This window comes from Paenibacillus sp. FSL H8-0457, assembly GCF_038051935.1.
Taxonomy (GTDB): Bacteria; Bacillota; Bacilli; order Paenibacillales; family Paenibacillaceae; genus Paenibacillus_AQ; species Paenibacillus_AQ lautus_A.
In genome coordinates this window covers 6,207,022-6,232,068 of sequence record NZ_CP150293.1, presented here as the reverse complement: position 1 = coordinate 6,232,068, position 25,047 = coordinate 6,207,022, and the positions used below count along the sequence as shown (strand labels likewise).

The 25,047-nt window shown below is 51.4% G+C and carries 25 protein-coding genes; 20 read left to right on the top strand and 5 right to left on the bottom strand.

The features are described from left to right. Positions 1-198 precede the first annotated feature (198 nt). Both MHI43_RS28165 and MHI43_RS28160 read left to right on the top strand, forming a co-directional pair. Positions 199-648 carry a MarR family transcriptional regulator gene (locus MHI43_RS28165; RefSeq protein WP_036663861.1) on the top strand — a complete coding sequence of 150 codons (450 nt, stop codon included), beginning with the start codon at positions 199-201 and terminating at the stop codon, positions 646-648. A gap of 56 nt (positions 649-704) precedes the next feature. Beyond that, positions 705-2,210, top strand: a complete 1,506-nt coding sequence (locus MHI43_RS28160) for a DHA2 family efflux MFS transporter permease subunit (protein WP_036663862.1) — start codon at positions 705-707, stop codon at positions 2,208-2,210. 122 nt (positions 2,211-2,332) lie between these two features. Here the strand turns inward: MHI43_RS28160 and MHI43_RS28155 are convergent, their stop codons facing one another. Next, positions 2,333-2,497 carry a DUF1328 domain-containing protein gene (locus MHI43_RS28155; RefSeq protein WP_036663891.1) on the bottom strand — a complete coding sequence of 55 codons (165 nt, stop codon included), beginning with the start codon at positions 2,495-2,497 and terminating at the stop codon, positions 2,333-2,335. A 278-nt stretch (positions 2,498-2,775) separates the two neighbouring features. On the opposite strand from MHI43_RS28155, the gene MHI43_RS28150 reads away from it, so the two are divergent. From MHI43_RS28150 to MHI43_RS28100, 11 genes are all read left to right on the top strand, one after another. Beyond that, a complete protein-coding gene (locus tag MHI43_RS28150) occupies positions 2,776-3,297 on the top strand; it encodes a DUF948 domain-containing protein (RefSeq protein ID WP_036663863.1) in 522 nt (173 codons plus the stop codon). Between the two features lie 56 nt (positions 3,298-3,353). After that, positions 3,354-3,887, top strand: a complete 534-nt coding sequence (locus MHI43_RS28145; protein WP_015737483.1) for a hypothetical protein — start codon at positions 3,354-3,356, stop codon at positions 3,885-3,887. An 87-nt stretch (positions 3,888-3,974) separates the two neighbouring features. Then, positions 3,975-4,316 (top strand): general stress protein, encoded by a 342-nt coding sequence (locus tag MHI43_RS28140; protein ID WP_009594092.1) that lies wholly within the window; start codon positions 3,975-3,977, stop codon positions 4,314-4,316. A 251-nt stretch (positions 4,317-4,567) separates the two neighbouring features. Further along, entirely contained in the window at positions 4,568-5,743 is a 1,176-nt protein-coding gene (locus MHI43_RS28135) for a SpoIIE family protein phosphatase (RefSeq protein ID WP_015737482.1), read from the top strand. Beyond that, positions 5,740-9,399 carry a response regulator gene (locus MHI43_RS28130; protein ID WP_036663865.1) on the top strand — a complete coding sequence of 1,220 codons (3,660 nt, stop codon included), beginning with the start codon at positions 5,740-5,742 and terminating at the stop codon, positions 9,397-9,399. The genes MHI43_RS28135 and MHI43_RS28130 overlap by 4 nt, the downstream gene beginning before the upstream one ends. A gap of 60 nt (positions 9,400-9,459) precedes the next feature. Continuing rightward, on the top strand, positions 9,460-10,332 hold the full coding sequence (locus MHI43_RS28125) for a protein-glutamate O-methyltransferase CheR (protein WP_036663867.1): 873 nt from the start codon (positions 9,460-9,462) through the stop codon (positions 10,330-10,332). A gap of 20 nt (positions 10,333-10,352) precedes the next feature. After that, complete coding sequence (locus tag MHI43_RS28120) at positions 10,353-12,032, top strand: response regulator (RefSeq protein ID WP_036663869.1); 1,680 nt, start codon at positions 10,353-10,355, stop codon at positions 12,030-12,032. 112 nt (positions 12,033-12,144) lie between these two features. Next, positions 12,145-12,468 (top strand): STAS domain-containing protein, encoded by a 324-nt coding sequence (locus MHI43_RS28115; protein WP_009594079.1) that lies wholly within the window; start codon positions 12,145-12,147, stop codon positions 12,466-12,468. A gap of 32 nt (positions 12,469-12,500) precedes the next feature. Continuing rightward, the gene (gene rsbW, locus MHI43_RS28110; RefSeq protein WP_015737478.1) at positions 12,501-12,950 is read left to right on the top strand and encodes an anti-sigma B factor RsbW; all 450 of its coding nucleotides are present in this window, start codon (positions 12,501-12,503) and stop codon (positions 12,948-12,950) included. Further along, positions 12,947-13,717 (top strand): sigma-70 family RNA polymerase sigma factor, encoded by a 771-nt coding sequence (locus MHI43_RS28105; RefSeq protein WP_009594120.1) that lies wholly within the window; start codon positions 12,947-12,949, stop codon positions 13,715-13,717. The genes rsbW and MHI43_RS28105 overlap by 4 nt, the downstream gene beginning before the upstream one ends. A gap of 121 nt (positions 13,718-13,838) precedes the next feature. Continuing rightward, positions 13,839-14,816, top strand: coding sequence for a magnesium transporter CorA family protein (locus tag MHI43_RS28100; protein ID WP_036663872.1), 978 nt, complete (start codon positions 13,839-13,841; stop codon positions 14,814-14,816). A gap of 99 nt (positions 14,817-14,915) precedes the next feature. On the opposite strand, the gene MHI43_RS28095 is transcribed toward MHI43_RS28100, so the two are convergent. The 3 genes from MHI43_RS28095 to MHI43_RS28085 form a co-directional block, all read right to left on the bottom strand. Then, on the bottom strand, positions 14,916-15,347 hold the full coding sequence (locus tag MHI43_RS28095; protein WP_036663874.1) for a DUF5665 domain-containing protein: 432 nt from the start codon (positions 15,345-15,347) through the stop codon (positions 14,916-14,918). 134 nt (positions 15,348-15,481) lie between these two features. Beyond that, positions 15,482-15,892 (bottom strand): YtxH domain-containing protein, encoded by a 411-nt coding sequence (locus MHI43_RS28090; protein ID WP_009594054.1) that lies wholly within the window; start codon positions 15,890-15,892, stop codon positions 15,482-15,484. Positions 15,893-15,940: 48 nt separating this feature from the next. Then, positions 15,941-16,198 (bottom strand): GlsB/YeaQ/YmgE family stress response membrane protein, encoded by a 258-nt coding sequence (locus MHI43_RS28085; RefSeq protein WP_015737475.1) that lies wholly within the window; start codon positions 16,196-16,198, stop codon positions 15,941-15,943. A 281-nt stretch (positions 16,199-16,479) separates the two neighbouring features. On the opposite strand from MHI43_RS28085, the gene MHI43_RS28080 reads away from it, so the two are divergent. Both MHI43_RS28080 and MHI43_RS28075 read left to right on the top strand, forming a co-directional pair. Beyond that, positions 16,480-17,484: an asparaginase gene (locus tag MHI43_RS28080; RefSeq protein WP_036663877.1), complete on the top strand. Its 1,005-nt coding sequence runs from the start codon at positions 16,480-16,482 to the stop codon at positions 17,482-17,484. A 65-nt stretch (positions 17,485-17,549) separates the two neighbouring features. Next, positions 17,550-18,269 (top strand): pirin family protein, encoded by a 720-nt coding sequence (locus MHI43_RS28075; RefSeq protein WP_036663878.1) that lies wholly within the window; start codon positions 17,550-17,552, stop codon positions 18,267-18,269. A 106-nt stretch (positions 18,270-18,375) separates the two neighbouring features. Here the strand turns inward: MHI43_RS28075 and MHI43_RS28070 are convergent, their stop codons facing one another. Further along, positions 18,376-18,603 carry a DUF1128 domain-containing protein gene (locus tag MHI43_RS28070; RefSeq protein WP_015737472.1) on the bottom strand — a complete coding sequence of 76 codons (228 nt, stop codon included), beginning with the start codon at positions 18,601-18,603 and terminating at the stop codon, positions 18,376-18,378. A gap of 178 nt (positions 18,604-18,781) precedes the next feature. Between MHI43_RS28070 and yyaC the strand changes: the two genes are divergently transcribed. The 5 genes from yyaC (at position 18,782) to MHI43_RS28045 (ending at position 24,996) form a co-directional block, all read left to right on the top strand. Then, positions 18,782-19,321 (top strand): spore protease YyaC, encoded by a 540-nt coding sequence (gene yyaC, locus MHI43_RS28065; protein WP_036663880.1) that lies wholly within the window; start codon positions 18,782-18,784, stop codon positions 19,319-19,321. A gap of 106 nt (positions 19,322-19,427) precedes the next feature. Then, positions 19,428-20,219: an alpha/beta hydrolase gene (locus MHI43_RS28060; RefSeq protein WP_015737470.1), complete on the top strand. Its 792-nt coding sequence runs from the start codon at positions 19,428-19,430 to the stop codon at positions 20,217-20,219. Positions 20,220-20,418: 199 nt separating this feature from the next. Further along, positions 20,419-21,252 carry a DUF6483 family protein gene (locus MHI43_RS28055; protein WP_235201828.1) on the top strand — a complete coding sequence of 278 codons (834 nt, stop codon included), beginning with the start codon at positions 20,419-20,421 and terminating at the stop codon, positions 21,250-21,252. A 27-nt stretch (positions 21,253-21,279) separates the two neighbouring features. Further along, positions 21,280-22,470 carry an SAM-dependent methyltransferase gene (locus MHI43_RS28050; RefSeq protein WP_200868620.1) on the top strand — a complete coding sequence of 397 codons (1,191 nt, stop codon included), beginning with the start codon at positions 21,280-21,282 and terminating at the stop codon, positions 22,468-22,470. 366 nt (positions 22,471-22,836) lie between these two features. After that, the gene (locus tag MHI43_RS28045) at positions 22,837-24,996 is read left to right on the top strand and encodes an O-antigen ligase family protein (protein WP_036663884.1); all 2,160 of its coding nucleotides are present in this window, start codon (positions 22,837-22,839) and stop codon (positions 24,994-24,996) included. Positions 24,997-25,047: the final 51 nt, after the last annotated feature.

Here is a 25,047-nt window from a genome sequence, read left to right as displayed (position 1 = left end):
TTTCTTTCATGAGACAGCATTATTTTCAGAAAATAATTATGAAAAAAATATATATGTAAACATTGACACTGAAATGATACCCTACTATAATCAGTAAATGTTTAGAAATAAATGTTTTAGTACTAAAGTATTTAGAGGCGAAGGAGAGGGTGTCTCTATTGAAGGAGTGCTGGACCATTAAAGGAGTGTAAAAAATACATGTCCATGCGGAATGAAATTCTGGAGTTGGAGATGCTATTTAAGAAGATGCTTCGGACTGTGCAGAATGAATGGCAGAAGGAGGGGTTCCCTAAGCTGGGGAGAACTCAGTACACCGCCTTGGAGAAGCTCCACGAACAGGGTGCTTTGAGATTGTCTGACTTGGCGGATTCCATTCATGTGACGTGCGGTGCGGTCACGGGCATATCCGATAAATTGATCGAAGGCGGATTCGCGCGACGCATAAGGGATACAACCGACCGCAGGGTCATTCATCTGGAGATTACGCCGCTCGGGCGGGAGCTGATCGAGCAGTTGGCCAATAAACGCGCCGAACTGAGCGATTTGTTATATGGTTTTCTAACAGATGAAGAGGTTAAGCAGTTGAGTTCCCTGTACCGCAAAATTTTGACGAATGTTGAGTATATCCAAGGTCAGCTGTCCACATAGAACAAACATGCTATTGATATGAACGAACTTACTTAGAAAGAGAGTGAAAGCTTCCGATGAATACCCATACTGCTGCTCGCCCCGGCGAGCCTGTCAAGAAAGGCCCCATCATTGCCGCATTAATGATTGGCGCTTTTGTCGCCATTCTTAACCAGACTTTGATGAATGTTGCTCTGCCGAGCATCATGGAAAATTTAAGCATCAAACCGACGGTAGCCCAGTGGCTGACCACAGGCTTTATGCTGGTAAACGGGGTGCTGATTCCGGTTACCGCCTACCTGATCGCACGATTCTCGACCAGGCAGCTTTTCATCAGCGCCATGACGCTGTTTACGATCGGCACCTTGCTGTGTGCCATCAGCCCTAACTTCACATTCCTTCTAACCGGACGCCTCGTTCAGGCAGCGGGTGCAGGAATTCTCATGCCGCTTATGACCGTCGTATTTCTGAACATTTTCCCTATCGAGAACCGCGGTAAAGCCATGGGGATGATGGGGATCGCCATGATTTTTGCTCCTGCGATCGGTCCTACGCTTTCCGGATATATCGTGGAGCATTACGATTGGCGGGTGCTGTTCTACATGATCCTGCCTTTCTCCGTTATCGCTACGTTAATCGGGGTCTTCTTCCTTAAAAACGTGACCGAGGTCAGCCGGCCCAAGCTGGACATGATCGCTATCATTTTGTCGACGCTCGGCTTCGGCGGCTTGCTCTACGGTTTCAGTGACGCCGGGAACGACGGCTGGTCCAGCACGCCGGTTGTGACGACCCTTGCGGTCGGCACGGTTGCCCTCATCCTGTTTGTATGGCGGGAAATGAAGGCCGACAATCCGATGCTGGAATTCCGTATATTTAAGTACAACATGTTTACGTTAACGACCTTGATCAATGTCATCGTCACGATGGCGATGTATGCCGGGATGATCCTGCTGCCGATTTATCTGCAGCAGATTCGCGGGTTCACGCCGGTGGAATCTGGTCTGCTCATGCTTCCCGGCGCTATTCTGATGGGAATTATGTCACCCATCACGGGCGCGATATTCGATAAGGTTGGCGCAAGATGGCTGGCTGTTATCGGTCTGGCGATTACCGTCATTACGACGTGGGAGTTCAGTAATCTGACCGAAACGATGTCTTACGGCCAGATCATGATTATCTATACGGCCCGCATGTTCGGTATGTCGATGCTCATGATGCCGATTCAGACCGCGGGATTGAATCAGCTGCCGCGGAGCTTGAACGCCCATGGTACGGCCATGTCGAATACACTCCGCATGGTTTCCGGCTCGATCGGTACCGCGATTCTCGTTACCGTCATGTCCACCCAGGCGGAGAGCCGAGGAGAAGCCTTGATGCAGTCGGGGCTGTTCGATCCGAAGAATCAGGCCGACCTGCTTAAGCTGGGCAACGAAGCAACGATTTATGGCATTAACTATGCCTTTGTTATTGCCACCTGGATCAGCGTGGTTTCCTTGATTCTGGCTTTCTTCATCAAGAAGACGAAGCCGGCGGAAGAGCCGAAGGCAGCCGGAAGCCGGGAGGCTGCAGCAACGAACGCTTAAGCCGCCTCAAATTCAAGCACGCCATAAAAAGGGTGTCCCATCCGTTTAACAACGGAGGGACACCCTTTTTCACGTTCCTATGTGTATATTCAATGCACGGGCTTTAACAACATGTGACGCCGTCACATACTTCGTCTGCGTCCGGTAAAGAGAGAGATCACAAACAGGACAACGAAGACGAAGAACAGAACCTTCGCGATACTGGCTGCAGCCTCAACGATGCCGAAGAAGCCGAAGATCCCTGCAATCAGTGCAACCACCAGAAAAATTACGGACCATTTTAACATCATATTCACCCTGCTTTCTTCATCGATTTTATTGGATATATGGCATGTCATCGCATGCTGCTCCAAGTAAGGAGCTCTTATCCAATTTGAAGATCGGTAGGGGCCATCGGCGTTGCCGCAGCGCCCTTCGTAGTGTTCTTTAACCGGGGCGGCAGGGGATGAAACAAGCTGGAGAACAGTGGCATGGATGGCAAGGAACCCTTTGTTTCGTGAGGTGGGGGATAGGGTAACTATTGCGTATCCGAAACCAAACATAACTTGAAAGCGAGGGACAACGTATGCTAACTCAAATCAGTGTTGCCATTATTGCCGTGGCATTTGCGGTTCTCGTATTCTTTTTGATCAAGACATTGAAGGCGGCCACGCAATCGCTCGAAAAGGTAACACAAACGCTTCAGGAAGTACAAAAGACGGTCGACGAATTGAGTTATGAAGTGAAGCAGACCATTCGAAATACGAACGATATTACGGTGGATGTTCAGCATAAGATGAAACAAATTGATCCGGTTATGGATACCGTCAAAAACCTGGGAGAAGCTTTAAGCGAAGTCACTTATGCGGTGAAGCAAATATCCGCCGGCATGGTTAGCCGTTTTAAGCAATCCCGGATAGAGCAGAAGAAAGAGCAGCCCGCCCGCATGGAAGTGCCTTTGACGGCACAAGATCGCACGTTCCAGTCGTATGACGCCGTCTATCAGAAGACGGAAGCGGAAGAAAAATCCCGCAGCCGGAACTGGCTGTCCTACGTGGACACGGCAGTTGGCCTGTGGAACAGTTTCCGTCGTCAAAAAGCCAGATAACAGGTTTAAGCCAAGCCAGGGTATAACACGGCAAGATGATGAAAGGAGGAGGTCGCATGTGGAATGTCGCACTGTTGATGGTCGGGCTCATGGTTTACTCCGGAGGTGGAGGTGCTGCGGCAGCGCAGCAGCCTGCTGCCGAGATATGGCAACCGCCTGTAGTTCATGCCGCTGCGGATGTTGGACAAGCACACACCGGCGACAACTCTTCAGAGGGCTATGGGACGTTAAACGGGATATCGCTTGCGGATACCAAGCGTGATATCGTCCGCAAGCTGGGAACGCCTGCACGAATCGAGCAGGACGGGCTGAGCGGAACCACTAAGCTTCTTTATAAAGATATGGAAGTTGGAGTCCGTAACGGCTACACGGAATATGTTCATGTCAAGCCCTCTGCCGAGTCCTTTCAGGTTGAAGGCCAGCATATAGGTATGTCAACCGATCATGTCCGGTCATCCCTGGGTAAGCCGTATTTTAAGGCGGAGGACGGAGATGTATACCTTGAGAACCATCATGCGCTTAAGGTATACATTGACCGGGATACCGGTGAAATTGAAGGCGTCGATTTATTTTTCGATTATAGTGAATAAATTTGTTTCAACCTTGAGAATTACGGTTAATAACCAATGGACTATAACCTAAATTGAGGTTTAACACTATTAGGGGAGGTTTTCACAATGGAATTCACCAATACGAAGTCATATGCCAAAGTCGTGGAAAACGGGACGCAAGCGGTTCAGGAGGTTCAGAATCTACGGCAGTCCGGTTACGATCTGGATCACATTTATGTATTGGCCCATGATTCGGACAAGACGAGCCGGATTGTGGAAGCAGCCGATGCCAATAATGTAGGCATTAAGGAAGAAGGCGTGTTTGATGCCCTGGCGAATCTGTTCCGGTCCCGCGGGGATGAGCTGCGTGCCAAAATCGTATCGCTTGGCTTTACCGAAGCCGAGGCGGGATTTTACGAGAAACAATTGGACCTTGGCAAAGTGCTCGTGATTGCTAAGAAGGATTGAGGTAGCATTGAACGTTCAGCCTGGCGCTGATTCGACATAGGAGTTATAGGACTTAAAACATAGATAAGGAATGAGACTATTGACGTCTCATTCCTTATCTATGTTTTAAAAGAATGTTCCATATATCTATTAAAAGTGGAAGATTCAAGCTTGAGAACCTTTTTCTATGGCAAATGATCATTGGGTTATTATAGTATAATAGTAGGAAAAGGATTTCTGTCGCATAAGCCGTAACGTTAAAGGAGAGGGCAATGAGAATATTAATCGTAGATGACAATCCGACTAACGTCATTATTATTCGAGAAATCTTGAAGAAGGAAAATTATCAAAATACACTATCTGCATCTTCAGCCCTGGAAATGCTGGAACACCTGGGGATCGGCGATCGCAGCCATGATCCGAATCCCCGTAGGGCTGATATCGATTTGGTGCTGCTCGATATGATGATGCCTGAGATGGATGGAATAGAAGCTTGCCGTATTGTTCAGCAATACGAGCATTTGAAAGATATACCGATCATTATGGTCACCGCCGTCGGAGATTCGAAGAAGCTGGCGGAAGCGCTGGATGCCGGTGCCGTCGATTACGTCACGAAACCGATCAACAAGGTGGAGCTGATGGCGCGGATACGCCTCGCGCTTCGGTTGAAGCACGAGAAAGACTGGCATATTGAAAGGGAACAGCGGGTCCAGGCGGAATTGAAGCTTGCGGCCATGGTTCAGAATGCCGTGTTAAGCTCGCCCATCGAAGATGAACAGCTGGAGATTCATGCCCTGTACCAGCCCTCGGCAGAGCTTGCGGGAGATTTGTATGCATGGTTTCCGCTAGGTGACGGACGTTATGGCGTGATTCTGCTGGATATGATGGGACACGGGATTACTTCGTCCCTGTTTTGCATGTTCATCGCTTCGGTGCTGAAGGATACGGTGACGACTTATGTCGAACCGGAGAAGGTGGTTCAAGAATTGAATCGCAGATTCAATCAGTTGAACCTGGGCGAACAGCTGATTCAGTACTATTTTACGGCCATCTATCTTGTCGTGGACACTCGTTTGAAGCGGGTGGACTATGTCAACGCAGGACATCCCCCGGCTCTGTTCTTCAAAGAGGACGGCGAGGTCATGACGCTGGATCAAGGTTGCTGCCCGGTTGGCTTGTTCGACCGGATCGAGGACATGGAGCCAAGAAGCTTTCATTATGAAGGCGAAGGTCATTTGGTTATGTATACGGATGGCCTGCTCGAACTGGTAGAGGGCGGACATGACGAGAAACTGGATTACCTGAAGACGCATTTGGGCGGCCCTCACCATTGGAGAGAAGACGAAATGAAGGAACAGTATTTTGTGGATGATCCATCGCAGGAGCGAGAGGACGATAAATGCCTGGTTTGGATATCTCTTAAAAAAGGAGAGGAAACCAATCAATGAAGCTTAAGAGCAAGTTAGTCATTGGGTTTACAACATTACTGGCGCTTATGCTGGTATTGACCCTGATCGGGTACGACCGGATCAGTTATATGAACAACCAGATGGACCAAATCTATCAGGAGCGTTACCAGAAGGTGCGAAACTCCAGCGGCATGCGCGGAGAAGTCAACAATATGGCGCGAGAGCTTACGAATATGATCCTGAGCAACGATCCGTCTACGTATACGGTGTCCAAACAGGAAATCGAGACGATGACGGCGCAGACGGAGGAGTATTTTAGGGCCATCAAGGAAAGCGTAAATACCGCAGAGGAACAGCAATTGCTGGTCCGGATCGAGCGTGCGGTTAACGAATATATCGTGTATCAGAACAAGACGCTGGAACTGCTCTCTACCAGCGACGCAGATGGGGCCAACGCACTCCGTAATTCCACCGGGCAATCAGTCCAGGAGGAGATGCTGATCAGCCTGAACGAGCTTAGCAGCTACGAGAATCAGAAGATCAATGATGATATAGCCGCAGCGAAAGCCGCTTACGACCGCTCCGTGCAAATATTCATCTACATCATGGCCGGCGGGCTTCTTATCGGAATGTTGGTCATTCTATGGATTCTCCCAAGCATTACCCGGGGCATCAACGTGGTCTCCATGATGCTGAAGAGCTTCGGCGAAGGCAGGCTGAAGGCCATCCGCCGTATCAAGGTTACGTCCAAGGACGAGTTTGGGGACGTAGCTCGAGTATTCAAAGACTTGTCCGAAGACATCATCGAGAAGCAGCGCATCGAGGAGACCTATCTCCAGGCGCAGCGTGATCAATCCTGGCTGAACTCTAACATGGCCAGAGTCACCGAGCTGCTGGAAGGAATCAATTCCCTGGAAGAGGTCGGCCAGCGGTTCATCAGCGAATTCACGCCGATCTTGGGAGCTCATTACGGAGCCATCTATATCCGTCAGGAAGACAAACATCCGAACAAATTGGAGATGAAAGGCTCCTATGCCCATGAAGGCGGAGAAGAGCCGAAGGTTGCGTTCATGATCGGGGAAGGGCTTGTAGGCCAGGCGGCGCTCGACAAGAAACCGGTCGTACTGAAAAGCGCGCCGGATGACTACATGAAGGTGGAATCCGCTTGGGGAGCTTCCAAGCCCGTATCCATTATGATCTACCCGATTCTGTTCGAGAATGAAGTGCTGGGCGTCGTCGAGTTGGCTTCGTTCGAGGAAACGACATCTTTGCAGGAGCAGTTGATGTCTCAGCTAAGCCAGTCCCTCGGGATCATTCTGAACAACATCACAGGCCGACTGCGGGTAGAGCAGCTGCTGCGCGAATCCCAGGCCATGACCGAGGAGCTTCAGGTTCAATCCGAAGAGCTTCAGACGCAGCAGGAAGAGCTTCGCCGTACCAACGAGAATCTGGAGGAGCAGACCAATGCCCTCAAGCGTTCCGAGGACCTGCTGCAGCGCCAGCAGGAAGAGCTGGAGCACTACAATACCGAGCTTGTTGCCAAGACGCGTGCGCTTGAGGAGCAAGTGCAGGAAGTGGAAGAGAAGAACGATGAAATCGAGAAGGCGCGAGTGCAGCTCGAGCAGCAAGCGAAGCAGCTCTCGATTACAACCAAATACAAGTCGGAGTTCATGGCGAACATGTCCCACGAGCTGCGCACCCCTCTTAACAGCCTGCTGATATTGTCGCAGCTTCTGTCTGAGAACAAGGATGGGAACCTAAGCTCCAAGCAGATTGAATATGCACAGACGATTTACATGTCGGGCTCCGACCTTCTCAAAATGATTGATGAAATTCTCGACTTATCGAAAGTGGACGCCGGGAAAATGGAAATCAACTATGAAGACGTCCAGCTTCCGGATATCGAAGCTTTCGTGGAGCAGAATTTCGCCGCGGTGGCATCGCGCAAGCATATCAATTTGGGCGTGCATATTGAAGAGGATATCCCGCAAAGCATCGTGACGGACAGTCATCGCGTGAAGCAAATTCTGCGCAACCTGTTATCGAATGCTTTCAAGTTTACGAATAGCGGCTCTGTCGAGCTGCAGGTGGAAAAGGCCGACAAGGACAAGCTTCCGGTTTACCTAAATGCCGAATCGGACTATGTGGCCTTCGCTGTCAAAGATACCGGAATCGGCATTCCGGCAGACAAAACGGATCTGATCTTTGAAGCCTTCCAGCAGGTAGACGGTACCACTAGCCGCAAATACGGCGGGACCGGGCTTGGCCTTTCCATCAGCCGCGAGCTTTCCCGCCTGTTGGGCGGGGGCATTACGGTTGAATCGGAGGAAGGCAAAGGAAGCTGCTTCACCCTCTTCCTGCCGGCAAGCCATCCAGAAGTGGCTGACGGTGCGAAGGAAGCGGCCGCAGCGATGGAGGCACCGCCTGAGAGCTCTCTGATCGTACCGAAAGCCAAGATGGTTACGAAAGAGGTTCAGCCTGCCATACAGGTAGACGATGATCGTAACCAGCTCGGGCCGACGGATAAAGTGCTGCTCATCATTGAGGATGACGTGAAGTTTGCCAGAATCCTGCTCGATATGGCCAGAGGCCGCGGCTTCAAGGCTTTGGTCGCACTGCAGGGTGACATCGGACTGGAGATGGCCAAGTCGTACAGACCGGATGCCATCATTCTGGATATCCAGCTCCCGGTAATCGACGGCTGGTCCGTCATGGGCGAGCTGAAGAGCTCTGCGGTTACCCGCCATATTCCGGTGCATGTCATCTCCGTTGTGGATGAAGTGAAGCAAGGCTTAATGATGGGAGCGATCGCTTACCTGAAGAAACCTTCAAGCCGGGAAGCGCTGGAGGACGCGTTTACGCATATCCAATCCTATGCGGAAAAATCGATGAAACATCTCTTGATTGTCGAGGATGACGATATTCAGCGGAATTCCATTATCGAATTGATCGGCCATGACGATGTGTCGATTACGGCGGCATCCACAGGCGCCGAGGCGCTCAGCGAGCTGCGTAAGCAGCGCTATGATTGCATGGTGCTTGATCTGATGCTGACGGATATGACAGGCTTTGAACTGCTTGACCAAATTCGCGATGACGAGAACCTGGTGGATCTGCCTATTATTATCTACACCGGCAAGGATTTGGATTCGAAGGAAGAGATGCAGCTTCGCAAATATGCGGAGTCCATCATCATTAAGGACGTGAAGTCACCAGAACGGCTTTTGGATGAAACGACGCTGTTCCTGCATCGGGTTGAGGCCGATTTGCCGGAGGACAAACGTAAAATCCTGCAGAAGTTGCACAACAAGGAAGAACTGTTTGAGGGCAAAAAAATTCTGCTTGTGGATGACGATATCCGCAACGTGTTTGCCCTCTCCAGCGTGCTGGAGGGATACAATATGGAAGTAACCTTTGCCGAGAACGGCCGGGAAGCGATCGAGCTCCTTCAGCAGAATCCGGATTTCGATCTGGTGTTAATGGATATGATGATGCCGGAGATGGACGGTTATGAGGCGATGCGCCGCTTACGCGAAATGCCGGAATTCGACAAATTGCCGATTATTGCCCTGACGGCCAAAGCCATGAAAGAGGACCGCGCGAAATGCATTGAAGCGGGTGCTTCCGATTATATGAAGAAGCCGATTCAGACAGAGCAACTTCTTTCCCTAATGAGGGTTTGGTTGTATTCGTAAGCCGCTTTTGTGGGTAAAGTACAAGTAGCAAATAAACACTCGGAAAGCGGTGCAAGCGTAATGTCATCTAGTGACCATATGGAATCAGAACAACTGTTGTTGACAGAGAATAGCGAGCGTGAACTGGAACAAATCGAGATTGAACTTCTTTTGGATGGCATTCATCGATTCTATGGTTACGATTTTCGAAATTACGCCATTCCTTCGTTGAGGCGGAGAATCTGGCATCATGTTCATGCAGAGGGTGTTTCCACGATTTCTGCCCTCCAAGACAAAGTACTGCACGACCGTTCATGTTTTGAGCGGCTCATATATAATTTGTCGATTCCTGTTACGGAAATGTTCAGGGATCCGAAACTATTCCTGACATTCAGGCAGTCGGTGGTTCCATTGCTTCGTACGTATCCGTATATACGGATTTGGCATGCAGGCTGCTCAACCGGAGAAGAAGTGTATTCCATGGCCATTTTGCTTCATGAAGAGGGGTTGTATGAAAAATCCCGGATTTATGCGACGGACATGAATTCGCGTTCGCTCCAGCAGGCCAAGGAAGGCGTATTCGATATCAAACGCATGAAGCAATATACGAAGAATTACTTGGAGGCGGGCGGTACCCGCTCGTTCTCCGAATATTATACCGCGAAGTACAACTCGGTTATTTTTCAGCCGTTTTTGAAGAAAAACATGATATTTGCCGAGCACAATTTGGCAACGGACCGTTCCTTTAACGAGTTTAACGTGATTTTTTGCCGGAATGTCATGATTTATTTTAATGACCAGCTGCGGGATCACGTGCACGGATTGTTTCACGAGAGTCTAAGCCATTTCGGTATTCTCGTCCTGGGCGCCAAAGAGTCCATACACTTTACGAATTATAGCGAAGCTTATGAAACACTGGACCGCGTCGAGAAAATTTATCGAAAGATTAAATAGAAGTTTTGTAGGAGGATCTCATGGGGTTTCACGAACCGATTCATATTCTGTTGGTAGATGACCGCCCTGAAAACTTACTTGCACTCGAAGCTGTTCTGGACAGCGAACAATACACGCTCATTAAAGCTACTTCGGGCGAAGAGGCTTTGCGATATCTCTTGAAGTATGATTTTGCCGTGATTGTTCTTGATGTCCAAATGCCCGGCATGGACGGCATTGAAACGGCAAGGCTGATCAAGGCGAGAGACAAAACCAAGGATATTCCGATAATATTCATTTCCGCAAACAGCAAGGACGCGGAGCATCTTTTTGCGGGATACTCCGCCGGTGCAATCGACTATATGGTTAAACCCTTCATCCCTCAAATCTTGAAATCCAAGATCGAGGGTTTTGTCGATATGTATCGGACCAATAACAGGCTGAAGATCCAGTCCGCGCAATTACACCAGAAGACTCAGGAACTGGAAAAGATTAATCAAGAGCTAGTGCTGGCCAAGGAAGAAGCCGAGATTGCCGCCAAAGCCAAAACCGAGTTTCTGGCGATGATGAGTCATGAGATCCGAACGCCGATGAATGGCGTCATCGGGATGATTGATTTGCTGATGGACAGCGAGCTTCAGGATGAACAGCGTGAATATGCCACGATTATCCGCAACAGTGCGGATGCCTTGGTTAACATCATTAATGACATTCTGGATTTCTCCAAGATGGAATCCGGCAAAATGGAGCTGGAGGAATATCCGTTTGATCTTAAGTCCTGCGTTCAGGAAGTGTTCGGTTTGTTCTCCGGAGAAGCCTCCAAGAAAAACCTGGAGCTTACGTATTATATCGAGGATCAAATCCCTTCGATGGTATTCGGCGATATGGGGCGCCTGCGTCAAGTGTTGGTGAATTTGGTATCCAATGCCGTAAAATTTACGAATGAGGGCGGCGTGTATTTGGTTGTTTCGCTTGCCAAGGCTGAAGAGAATCGATTAACGCTTGAATTCACGGTAAAAGATACGGGAATCGGTATCTCATCGAAGAAGCTTGACCGGCTGTTCAAGCCGTTCTCTCAACTGGATTCCTCGATGACCAGACGCTACGGCGGAACAGGTCTGGGGCTAGCGATCTGTAAATCGCTTGTGCAGATGATGGGCGGAGAGATCGAGGTTGACTCCAAGGAAGGGGAGGGAGCCACCTTCGTATTCACGATCTGCGTTCACACGCATGAGGAGGAGCATCCTCGGCTACGGGAAGAGGAACATTCGGACAAATATCGGGTGCATGGGGGAAGACAGCCGAACATTCTGATCGTGGACGACCATCCGATTAATCGAAAGCTGATGGAGAGCATGCTTGAAAAGATGGGAATGATTGCGGATATGGCCGAAGACGGCAGGCAGGCCGTTGAGATGGCTGCCGGGCCTAAAGCTTACGACATGATCTTTATGGATTTGCAAATGCCGGTCATGGACGGTTTGGAGGCCGCTCGCCTCATCCGCCAGATGAAGCCGGAAGCGGACGCTCCCGTACTCGTTGCGATGACAGCCAATGTGATGGACGGGATTCAGAAGCGCTGCTTTGATGCCGGCATGAATGAATATATCAGCAAACCGGTCAAAATCAGCTGTGTAAAGCACCTGATATCCCGTTATATGCCGGTAGAGCCGGACGGGTGGGACATCAGCCCAAGCCAAGTCCGGATCATCAACGGCTAGTGAATGAATCGTTTTCCATATATTAGCGTGTCTTTATCCCTCGTTAACCTGTTTCAACAAGCGAGATAACGGGTTATGTAAAGGGAAAACAAATTATTGGGAGAGAGTGTCTATGAATACAAAAACGAATGATAAGTTCAATGCCAAGACCCAAATGAACGAGGGCGTATGCACTGTATTTTTGAGCGGTGAACTTGATTTGTCCGTCGCTCCGGATTTTCGATTGGTAATGGAGCCTCTTGTCGGCAATTCCGAAGTAGACTTGATCGTCAACATGAAGGACATGACATATATTGATAGTACGGGCATTGGTATTCTTCTGTCGATACTGAAAGCCAGACATGGCATGGAAGCACGCTTTGCAGTTGAGGAAGTTCCGCCGCAAATTCAAAAGCTGTTCGATATGACGGGTATTGCGAAGTTCTTTCAGTCGTAAGAAGAATTCCCAATAGGAAAGGATCGAAAAGAATGAATTCAGATGTACAAAGAATAACACTTAATTTGCCTGCCAGTGCTGAATACGTGGATATTGTAAGATTGAATCTATACGGGATAGCTTCCAAGATGGGCTTTTCCTATGAAGAGATCGAAGATATGAAGGTTGCGGTGTCGGAGGCCTGTAACAACTCGGTTTTATATGCTTATAGCCAGGAAGGCGGAATGGTAGAGGTTTTATTTCAAGTGACCGGCGAGTCGCTATCCATTACGGTCAGAGACGAAGGGGAGAGTTTCGACAGTGTGGGGGCGGTTGGCGATCGTACACTTCATGATAAAGATCTCAGCGAGGTCCAAATCGGAGGACTTGGCTTCTACCTGATGGAGGCGCTTATGGACGAGGTGAGCGTGACAAACCAGGCTGGAAAGGGAACCGAGGTTACGCTGACGAAGCGGCTCGCAAGAAGCGAGGAGCCAGTATGAGTGATAAGGCGACTCCCCAAGAGTCCAGAGATGAAGCAGTTCATTTAATAGAACAGTATCAGCAGACGAAGGATAACGATATCGCAACGGTGCTGATTAAAAAATATGAACCGATGGTCAAGATGGCAGCAGGCAAAATTGCCCGGAATCGGCCCGATCTGTATGAGGATTTATATCAGGTTGGTCAAATGGCATTAATCCGTTTGCTTCAGCAATACGACATTAGCCTGGGGATTCCGTTTGAGCCCTACGCCATGAAGAGTATGATCGGGCATATGAAAAACTTCCTCCGCGATAAATCATGGTACATTCAAGTGCCAAGACGAATCAAGGAGAAGGGGGCCTTGGTCCAGCAAGCGATTGATGAATTAATGGTGAAGCTTGAACGATCTCCTGATGTGAATGAGATTGCATCCTACCTGGATCTTTCCGTTGAGGAAACCGTTGAAGTGTTGGCGGGAAGGGAATGCTATCATTATGTATCATTGGATTCCCCATTGTCTCAGGAAGAAACCGGGGCAACGCTTGGAGAGCTGATCAGTTCGGACGTGAATGACTTTGATTCCGTCGAGAAGCGCATGGATCTTCAACAGGCGATGAGCCAGCTGAAGGAGCAGGAGCAGAAGGTGCTGCTGCTGGCATTTCAGGAGGGGCAGTCCCAACGAGCGATCGCTCAAAGGTTAGGCGTGTCGCAAATGAGTGTCTCGCGTATCCAGAAGCGGGCAACGGAAAAACTGAAGCAAATCATGTCCAATTCTTCGTATTGATATGGACAAGCTTCGTAGAGACAGACGTATAGCAACATAAGGCACGCTTCCTCCATCACGGGAATGCGTGCCTTTTTTGAACCTAATATCCGTATTTATCGAAGGGAGTGGCAAGGAAATCATGCTTGGGCCGGATACGACAGAAGGTCAGGATATTTATGATTTTGCAGGGGGGTGGCAATGGCACGATGTCCGAACCGATAACTGGCAATCCTCCTGGATCGGCGAGCTTCGGTCACGCTATCCTTATACAGCCGAATGGTTTAATCTGGCACCGTCGTTAAAGGACCGGAATTACTTATCCGTTCGTTTCAAGGATGGGGTGGAGGCGGTCATTATGGGGTCCATGCTTTATAAGGTTACGAATGAACACGAGCATCATAAGTCGGAACAGTTCTATTTCTATGTGGATGCTCAAGTGCTGATCACCATTAATTTGGATGAGCATACCCGCAGCGTGATGGCCAAGGCCGATAGAGCCTCGATGCTTCATCAATGCGAGCGGCCCGTAGACGGCCTGTTTGTATTAGCCCGGGCCATTCTGCATTATTACCATGCAGGAATGGATCAATTCGAACATAACCTGCGTCTTGTCGAAAAGGATATGCGTACACGCAACCGAAGATCTTTAATGGATAACATTCTCTCGTCAAGGTTTGAGCTGCTGGAATGGAGCAACCTGTTTATTCCTTTTCAGGAGCTGATCGCTGCGGCGAAGGAGGGGTATCACGGCGAGCTGGATGCCAGCCGCTCGTTTCAACAGCTCCTGCATCGAGTAGAACGAATGGAAAGGCTGATTTATCACTATGAGCGCGAAATCGATACGCTGGTATCCATAGATGATGCCATCTCGGCGTTCCGCGGCAATGAAATCATGAAGACCTTGACCATCTTTACGGTCGTATTCACACCGGCAACCGTGATCGGAGCCGTATGGGGCATGAATTTCGAGAACTTGCCCGGCATTAAGACGTTCTGGGGCTTCACGGCAGTCATTGGCTTCACCCTGCTCTGGACCGGAGGGATGTACCTTTGGATGCGTGCGAAGGGATGGACGGGGGACCTGCTTCAAGTAAAGTCCAAAAACAGGAATATTTGAGTACGAAGTACACGCTTGCATAAGAAGTGCAGCAATAACTCATCACAATCGCCCGGTAACCGTTAAAGGTACCGGGCTTGTTCAGGTAAAAGAGACGAATTAGGATTTGGATTGTTCAATATATCCCTGCAGGTTCGAGATGAAATCCCCTATCATCGGCACATTGACAAAGAAGCTGAGAATATAACCCAGAAGACCCAGCACGAGAGCCGTGCCAAGGGTTAAGCCCAACCCCCGGGCCAGGCCGGCAGTGAGGTTGGCAATGATGCGTTTCTTGGGATTCATGTAATTATCGATCATGTCCTTCATTTCGGACTTCTCCAGCGTGGCGGCGATTTTGTCCAGTCGCGTGTTCAATTTCTTCACTTCGTGCCTAAGCTCAAAGGGATGCTCCTGCACCTCATCCGCCTCTTTCGAGTGTCTTTCCCTGGATGATTCGGATTGCACTCGTTGTTCCTCGTTTCGTGTCGAACGACTGCCGCTTCGGGTTGAGAAGCCGGAGCCGCCATGATATGGGTTTGCTTTACTCATGAAATATCCCCGCTTTCCAGGCAGATGCGCCGTTTCATTTCACTTCGGAATCCATACGATGTTGATAAGACAACGTGCCGGATCTGGCACAAAAATAGCCAGCTGCGTCAGCTGGCTATTCGTGACCCTACGAATTAATAATTCGTTGTCGTTTTCATTTCACGGCTGACTTCGGAAGAGGTGTCCATCGCTTTATCCTTCACATCTTTGGAAGCACTTGAAACCTCGCTCGACACGTCTGCCGATGCTTCCTTGACGCTGGACATAATGCTTTGGCGGCCTTCGTTCACGGTGGCCATGACATCGGAGGCTTTGCTTCCTACCGTTTTTGCCAGTTCAGAAGCTTTATCGCCTACGGTATAAGCGACTTCTTTGGTTTTATCCGACACCATGCTCAGCTTCTCGGATAAATCCCCGCGAAGCTCTCGGCCTGGCTTTGGAGCGAACAACAGAGCTGCCGCCGCTCCGACCAAGGCACCGATAAAAGCACCTTTGAAGAATGTGGAACCGCTTTGTACTGGATATTCTTGTTCTGCGTTATTCATAACTTTCACTCCTTTTAGTTAATATAAAAATGAATATAAACACGAGGATCAGGCTGTGCGTCTAAACAACTTGGCAACAAGACCGAGCAGGAATACAAAGATGGCCGTACCGATGATTGCGGGCACAATGGCAAATCCGCCTATGACAGGACCCCATGCTCCGAAGAGCCACGGTCCGAGCCATGCGCCTATGAAACCTGCGATCATGGAACCGATAATTCCGCCCGGCATTTCATGACCGACCAGCGCATCCCCGATTATCCCGATGATGATTGCCATCACGATGCTGATGATGATTCCCCACATACGATCGCCTCCTTTTTCAGAGCAATGTGTTTCGAGTGGGCTTGCTTATCTCGTAATTAAACGCAAGGCCACACCATGAAACAGGAGACGTGCAAAACGGGAGATAAATGAAATGTCCGTCCTCTATGGAACGTATCCTGCTGTCAATTGCAGTTTTTTGTACTATACTGAATACAGATTTGCAATCATTCTCGAATAAGCGTGATCTCGGGAAGATGCAAGCATACAGGCTTCTCAAGGCATCATACGTAACAGACGGTAAATAGAAGGAGTTATTCAACATGGACACTGTATTGGTGAAGGAATATCGGGCGGACATCTTGGAGTGCGTCCACAATGGACATATATGTATTGTGAATGAACAAGGTAAGGTCGAGGCTTATGCGGGAGATCCGGATTATGTCGCATTTACGCGTTCCTCGGCCAAGCCGATGCAGGCGATTCCTTCCATTCGCGGCGGGCTGGCCGATCATTACGGACTGTCCGATGAGGAAATTGCGATCATGACGGCTTCGCATCGTGCGGAGCAGGCTCATGTGGAAGTATTGGAGCGTTTTGCACGCAAGGCGGGCATTAGCGAAACCCACATGGTGTGCGCATCCAGCTGGCCGCTGGACGAAGGAAGCAAAGAAACACTTTTGCGAGGCGGCGGCGATAAAAGTAAATGGTACCATAACTGCTCCGGCAAGCATTATGGCATGCTGGCCTACTGCCAGATGGCGGGATATCCGTTGAAGGGATACGATCAGCGGGAACATCCGCTGCAGCAGGAAATCCTTCGGACGGTCGCCTATTTGGCGGGATTGGCTCCCGGCGATGTTAAACTGGGAACCGATGGATGCGGACTGCCGGTATTCGCCATGCCGCTCCGCGCTTTGGCAACAGCCTACATGAAGCTTGCATGCCCGGACCTCATAGAGGACGAGCCGACGCGAAAGGCAGTCATGCAAATCACGAAGGCCATGCATGCAGCCCCTTATATGGTGGCGGGTAAACACAAAGTGGATACCCTTCTTCTGGAAGATCCTAATATTGTGGCCAAGGGCGGCTTCAAGGGGGTGTACTGTTTCGGCCTTAAGAAGGAGCGGCTCGGCATCTCTTTCAAAATTTCGGACGGCTCCGAGGAAGAATGGGGCTGGATCGCGGAGTCCATATTGGAACAAATCGGCTATGGCAGCAAAGCGACCATCGAACGGCTGAAAGCTGCATATCCTAAGGATTTATATAATGATGAGGGTCTTCGAGTAGGCAGGGTAGAAACCGGATTTAAGCTGCTCCACGCTTAAAGGCGACTGATTAGACCGGAAACCGCCGGGGTATTGAATAGTAAAAAAGGCGGAGGTGACCGGCCATGATTAAAATCATGACGGCAGCGGAAAGACATACTACCCATGAAGACGGTATTCACAGCGAATTCAGCTTTTCTTTTGGTGATTATATAGACCCGCATAACGAGCACTTTGGAAGCCTTCTGGCGCATAATGAATACGTGCTCCAACCGATGGAGGGGTTTGATCGAAGGTTTCATCATGATTTGGTGATTGTGCATTTGGTGCTGGAAGGCACGTTGACGTATGAAGATGATACAGGGAAGCTCATGGAGCTTACGCCCGGTACGATTCATGTCGTGAATACAGGCTCCGGCGTGTACCATGCCGAGAGGAATGCCTCCTCTTCGGAGGACGTACGCTATCTGGAAATGTGGTTTCTGCCCGCGGAGCCGGGCCTTGAGACCAGTCACCACCAAAGCAATTTTACAAAAGAACAGCAATTGAACCAGATGCTTCCGATCATCGGTTCAGGCAATGGTAAGTCGAGCCTGCCCCAGTCGCTGGATGTTGTGATGTACAGCAGCATACTGGAGACCGGACAAGAACTGACGTACAGTCTGGCCGGGGATCGTAGAATGCATCTATATGTCATAAGCGGTCATGTCGAAATATCATCGGAAGACGGCGTATTCGATATTAAGGCGGGCGATGCGGCAAGGATACAGCGTCGTCATGAGTTGACCTTCCGGGGGAACTCCAGTGAGGGGAGCTCGGAAATGGTCCTTATCGATATGCCATAACGTAAACAGAAAGCCCCGGGATTTGCGAGATTCGCAAGTACCCGGGGCTTTTGTCATGACAAAAGCGCTTCTAAAGAATACACTCAAAGTACGTGAAGATACAGTCCTACTGGTTTCCGCGGAGCTGTCCAAGCTCGGATACAACGGCTTCCACTTCCGAAATACTAAGATTCTGTTTATTCATGACCATATCGTACAGATCATAAATATCATCATATTGGTTAACCGAGAAGGCAGAGGCCTGCATGGCAGCGCCTGTGGCCATCCGTAGCTTCGTTTTAATCTGTTCGATCATATACTCGACATTGGCTTGGGATTTTTCACTCAAATCCATGGAATAACACCATCCTCTCTTAGGCGGATTTACGATTTTCATCCCTGTATTGTAACATGTTAGCGTGCGGCTCGACCAATGTTTTTGCCATCGGTGAGGAAGATAGGTTAAAATCAGAAAAAAACGCTTCACCGTCAGCGATGCTAATCATCGAACCATTTAATCAAGGAGGTCCGTCATGAGCGAACAAGCCGGCAAGACGCCAAGCGTGCATGCTGCCAAAGCCAAGATGTCGGGCCATGAACTGGCCGTTTTTTTTCTGGGGATTTCGCGGCGCCATGCGCTGGGCAGCATCGTATTTTTATGTATTGGCACCGACCGTTCCACAGGTGATGCGCTCGGTCCGTTGACTGGAAGCCGGCTTGTGGAATACGGTTTTCCGCAGGTGATCGGCACGCTGCCCGAACCCTGTGATGCTTTCAATCTTGAGGCAAAGCTTCAAGGCATACCCGAGGATCAGGTGGTTATTGCCATTGATGCTTGCTTGGGACAATCCTCTTCCGTCGGTTATTTCTTTGCAAGCGAAGGTCCGCTGGCGCCGGCCCAATCCGTCGGCGGGAAGTTGCCGGCAGTGGGAGACTACAGCGTGGCAGCGGTCGTGAACGTTCATGGACCGAAGCCGTATTGGACCCTCCAAGTGACGTCCCTTTACCAGGTCATGGGAATGGCGGAGCAGATAGCGAAGCAAGCCGCTGCGGCCTTTGGCCTTAGGCCGTAAGACACGCGTTTCAACCGGGGTTGTTTTTGTTTAATAATAGTTCATTCTTTATAAAATAATGGGTGTCTATCCTAGGGCATCGCTGAATAGAAAGAAGGGTATCGCTATGGAAAAAGTACAATGCAACGGCAGCACGATTTGCTACGTGGATCAGGGACAAGGTGAGCCGGTCATTCTGCTTCACGGTTTCTGCGGAAGCTCCGCCTATTGGGAACAGGTACTGCCATATCTTCAAGGTTTCAGAGTCATTGTACCGGATCTCCGGGGTCACGGGCGGTCTGATGCACCGATGGGATCGTATACCATCGAACAAATGGCGGACGACGTCCTGCTATTGATGGATGAGCTCGATATTCCGAAGGCGGCGTTGCTCGGTCATTCCCTCGGAGGATATATAGCGCTCTCCTTCGCCCAGCGTTACGCTTCTCGATTGAACGGCTTTGGCCTGATCCATTCTACGGGCTATCCGGATTCGGATGAAGCGAAGGAGAAACGGGTGAAAGCGGTCAGCACCATCCAAGGGGAGGGCATTACGGCTTTTGTTGACGGATTGGTGCCGGGCCTGTTTGCTCCGGATACGAAGGAAACCAAGCCGGAATGCATTCAGCGGGCGAAGGAGATCGGTTACCTTACGCCGCCGCAAGGTGCGATAGGGGCGGCGCTGGCCATGCGCGAGCGTCCGGACCGGCGCGATGTGCTCTCGGCATCCACGCTGCCGATCCTGCTTGTAGCAGGAGAGAAGGACGGCTTGATTCCGGCGGAGCGCACCTTTACCACAGACCATGACAACGTAACCCGGATCGTGATCGAGGGCGCGGGTCATATGAGTATGATGGAGACGCCCGAGAAGCTCGGCGAAGTCATTTCCTCTTTCATGGGACGGCTGGAGCAAGAATAAATCCATATCGTTTATAATAAACGGATACTCCTATTGCGGGGTATCCGTTTATTGCATTGCGGGCTGCAGTTGCAGTGGACCCTCCATCGTTTCCGGACCCCGCCTGAACAAAGCGTGAACGGGCAGGAGGGCGGCTACTGGAATTCTGGTCCCGGATAGCCTACAATTTAATCGTGATCCGGATTGGAATAGACCCGGCATGAATGCGCCTGCAGGGGATTCACCGAAGCTGCCTGGCATGCCGTTCCTAAGTTCCTCGGCAGCGGGAATTTGCCGGAAGGTTAAAGATGAGGTCAACAATTCGCTGCATCCGGCACGGATGCAGATTGGGGGCGAGTGCATGTTTCGCAGGGATTATCTTGTGCGGCTTATTGAGGATATGACACAGATGATAGCCAAAGTGTTTTCGCTCAAGCAGGAGCGCAAGCACACCGAAGCTTTATGGGAGCTGGATGAGCTTTTTAAACGGCAGTTCCGGCTGAATTCAGGGCTGCTTCGCTCCTTGTCCGCAGCCGATATCGAGCAGCTCTTTCGCAATCATGGTTATCTGGAAGCGGACAAGCTGCAGAGTGCCGCAAGGCTGATGGAAGAGGAAGCATCGCTGCTGCTCGAGCTTGAGCGCGAAGAAGAAGCCGTTATGCTCTATACCAAGGTCTTTCAGTTATATTTGAAGTCAGCCCTACAAGGGGCGGATCCGAAACTGATCGGGTTGACGGAACGGATCGGTCTGCTGAAAGAACGTTTAAGGGCTTACGCGTGGCCCGAAACGGCGATGCTGGATTATTATGCTTATACGGAGCAGCAGGGGATGTTCGCGGAAGCGGAAAATACCCTGTACCAGCTGCTGGATAGCGGTAAGATCGAATATGACGAAGGCGTAAGGTTCTATCAAAGATTGCAGCAGAAACGGCCCGAGGATTTGGCAAAAGGCGGGCTTCCGCTGGAGGAAGTCGAGGAAGGAATGGACGAGCTCCGCCGCCGTTTTCCGCATGCGGCGGCGGACGGAGACACACCGTTTCCCGGCCTCGATTAACCTGTCTATAACATAAAAGAAAGCGAGATGTACCTTTTGGATGCATTAAGAAAATTGATTCATAACATCATGGAAGAAGCGTCATTGATTACGGCTACGCTAAGCCAGCTTCGCAAGCGGGAAGGCATGACCTACAGCAAAGTAACGGTTAAGCCCGTAGTGCTCAAGAACAAGCTGCACTATCAGTTCGCCTATTATTCCGCAACCAAGGTCACCCATCAGAATGTGCCGGCGAATGAGGCGGAGGCCGTACTGTTGGATATGTTCGAAAATGTATTCCGGCAAGCGATGATCTATACGCCGGAAGCGGATTATCAGGTTCTGATTTCGAAGAAATACAAGGTTTCGATTCTGACCAAATCCGCTTCGAAGACCAAAACGGATTTGTCGCATAACCGGAAAAAGACCTACATTCTTGAAGAGGGAGAGCCGGTTCCGTTTCTGGTGGAGCTGGGCATCATGAGCGAGGATGGCAAAGTATTTGCCCGCAGATACGATAAATTTAAACAGATCAACCGCTTCTTGGAGATGGTGGAGGATGTCCTCCCTCATCTGCCGGAGGACCGTCCGCTTACGATCGTCGATTTCGGCTGCGGCAAATCCTATCTGACCTTCGCCTTGTATCACTATTTGGCGGTAACCGCGCGCAGAAAGCTGAATATTGTCGGATTGGATCTCAAGGCGGATGTCATCGAACACTGCAGTATGCTGGCGAAAAAACTGAATTATACCCAATTGCGGTTTCTTGTCGGCGACATTGCGGATTATGACGAACTGGAGCAGGTGGATATGGTGGTCACGCTGCATGCATGCGACACCGCAACCGATGCGGCGCTGGAAAAAGCGGTCCGCTGGGGGGCTTCGGTGATTCTGTCGGTGCCTTGCTGCCAGCACGAGCTGTTCGCCCAAGTCCAGAGCCCAGTCATGGAGCCGCTGCTGTCCCACGGCATACTGAAGGAACGCTTCTCGGCGCTGGCCACGGACGCCATTCGGGCCAAGCTTCTCGACCTGATGGGATACAAGACGCAGCTGCTGGAGTTTATCGATATGGAACATACGCCCAAGAATATTTTGATCCGTGCGGTCAGCGGTTCTGCCGGAGACCGGAATAAACTATGGCAGGAGTATACTGCGTTTCGCGATTTTTTAAGCGCCTCGCCGTACCTTGAACGGGCTTGCAAGGACCTGCTCCCGAATACGGAAATGGAATCGCGTTGAACCGGATTGGCGATGAACGTGCGAGCGCGCACGTTCATCGCTTTTTTAATGGAAAATAGGAACTTCGGAGCCGGCCTTCCGGTTATCGCAACAAAATCAACATCTAAACGCGGTCATTTTTCTAAGAACGTGCGTCGTCGATAGAAGTTTTTCTTGCGATGGCAATCAAAGCCTTAATCCAGGGAATCGTGTGGCCCTTACAGCAACAGATGTGATCGCCAACATTGAATCAAGAATAACGCCGACCGTCCTTGTCCACAATGGCTATTAGGCGGGTTTCATGTTCGGCACGCGGAGGAGCGGGAGCGTGCAAGTGGCAGAAACGGAGAAGGGTTACGCATTCTTTCTTGAACGGGGCGTGGTGTAATGGCATCGAATACCCTGCATCGTGTTTGCGGGATGATGCTGATCGGGCTGGGGCTTGCGGCCAGTATCCGGAGCGGAATGTTTTTTGACGAGGATATATTTTGGATCGGAGCAGGTTTCGGCGTGCTTCTGCTGCTCATGACGGGAGCCGTTTGGCACGGTGCCGTTCAAGGCTGGAAGAATCATGGCATGGGAAAACTGCCGGAGGCGGTTCCTTCGGACAGAGAATTGCGGGTGGTTCTTGGCTGCATCTGCGCAATCCTTCTCATCTACGTCATTCACGGGATAGGGCGCCCCCTCTCTCTGGAAGGCACGATGAAGGAGATCATCCTGTGGGGAAGCTATGGTTCTTTTGCCATTGCTGCTTGGCGCGCGTGCCGTACAGGCCCCGGCTTACGCATCATGCATGCCGGCTGGCATCTGCTGGGCGCCGTGCTGTGCGGCAGCGCCTTGCTTGCCGTATACGGGCTTATGGAGCTGCCGTATGGGATCTATCATACGGCGGATGCGGACATTAGCGCGACCGGCGCGAGGCTTGGCGGCCTGCTTCAGTACCCGAACACGTTCGGGGCGGTGATGGCCGCCTTTTTGCTGGAGCGGCTGTTCGCGCTGCCGTCGGTCCTGCGGAACCGGACGGGCACGCTCCGCGCAGCGGCTGCGCTTCTGCCGCTTGCGCCCTATACCGCCGCGCTGCTCCTGACGGAGTCGCGCGGCGCCTGGCTCGCGGCCGCTCTTGCGTGCGCGGCCGGCTTCACCAAGGAGCGGCGTGCCTTGGCGCCGCTCCTTGTGGCTGCCGCCGCGCCTGTGGCGAGCGCGGCGCTGCTGTACCGCCAGCTGGCGGATGCCAGGCTGGCGCCAGCCGTGCTGCCCGGCCTGCTGTGGCTGGCCGGGCTTTGGGCCGGCGGCGTCCTCGCCGGCCTGCTGCTGTGCCGCTGGCGGCACAGCGGGGGGCCCGGGCGGCGTTACGCCGCGCCCGGGGCCCTGGGAGCTGCGGCCTTGCTGGCAGCCGCAGCGGTTGTCGTGATCCTGCTCCAGGTGCAGGATCGGACCCTGGGCGGCGCGGCAACGCTCAGCGCGCGCCGCCTCATGTACAGCGACGCCTGGCAGCTGGCCCGGTCGTCGCCGTGGCTGGGACGGGGAGGGGAGACGTGGCGGCAATCCTACCTTGCCATTCAGTCCCAGCCCTATGTGGGTGCCGAGGTGCATAATGGATATATGGATATCCTGTTGAATACGGGAATCATTGGGCTGCTGCTTGTCCTTATTTTGGTTATCTTTATGGTTGCGAGGCTCATCGCGGCAAGCTCCCGATTCATGCCCCCCGCCCTCGTGCTGATCGGACATGCGTCAGTGGATTTCGATTGGGGCTTCGGGTTGGTATGGCTGCTCCTATTGTGGCTTACGGTAATGGGCTTGGCCGGGGGTTCCCCCGATGAGGCGCCGCAGCATGGATCTATGGCAACTCGGCTAACCCGGCCGTTCAAACGATGGAATCAACTGCAAGCCGGCTATGAAGGGGGGCGGGCCCCTTCCCTGCTGCGACGGCTCAGGGTTATGGCGATTCTCCCGCTCGTGGCTTGGACTTTTCTCGCCGCGGCGCTGGGCATCAGCGAGCTTCAAGAGCGATGGGCCGTATCAGAGCCGCCAGGCCGGCAGATCCTGCTCCTCCGATCCTCGTTAAAGTGGAACCCCGCCAATACGGATGCGGCCATAAAGCTCTCGGCATGGCTTCCCCCAAGCGAGCAGATTCCGCTGCTGAAACGAAGCATGGTGCATGCGCCGAATCACCCGGGTTTAAGCTGGAAGCTGGCAGAAGGTTATTCCCTAAGAGGCGAATCGGAGGAAGCGGCGGCATGGTTCAAAAGGGGCATCGAACTGGATCGTTTCAATCCGGTCAAGCAAACCCGGGCCGTGCTGAAGCTGGCCGCCCTTGCGGACTGGCACCGCAGGGCGGGAGACTCCGCCGGAGCGGTTGAGGCGGCCCGGGCCGGATGGGATACCTTGAAGCGCTATCGCTTCCTTGCGGCTGCCCTTCATGAGCTTGATCCTTTTCGAAATGACCGTGGCTTTCATCTGTCCGTGCTTGCGGCTCGGCAGGCCAACCGCTTCGATAACACGATGACATGGGGAGAACGGGAGCATGCCGCAAGGCAGCCCTGATATCCGTTATCCCCGCACAGCCTATGGCGAATCATGCCGAATCGCAACCGA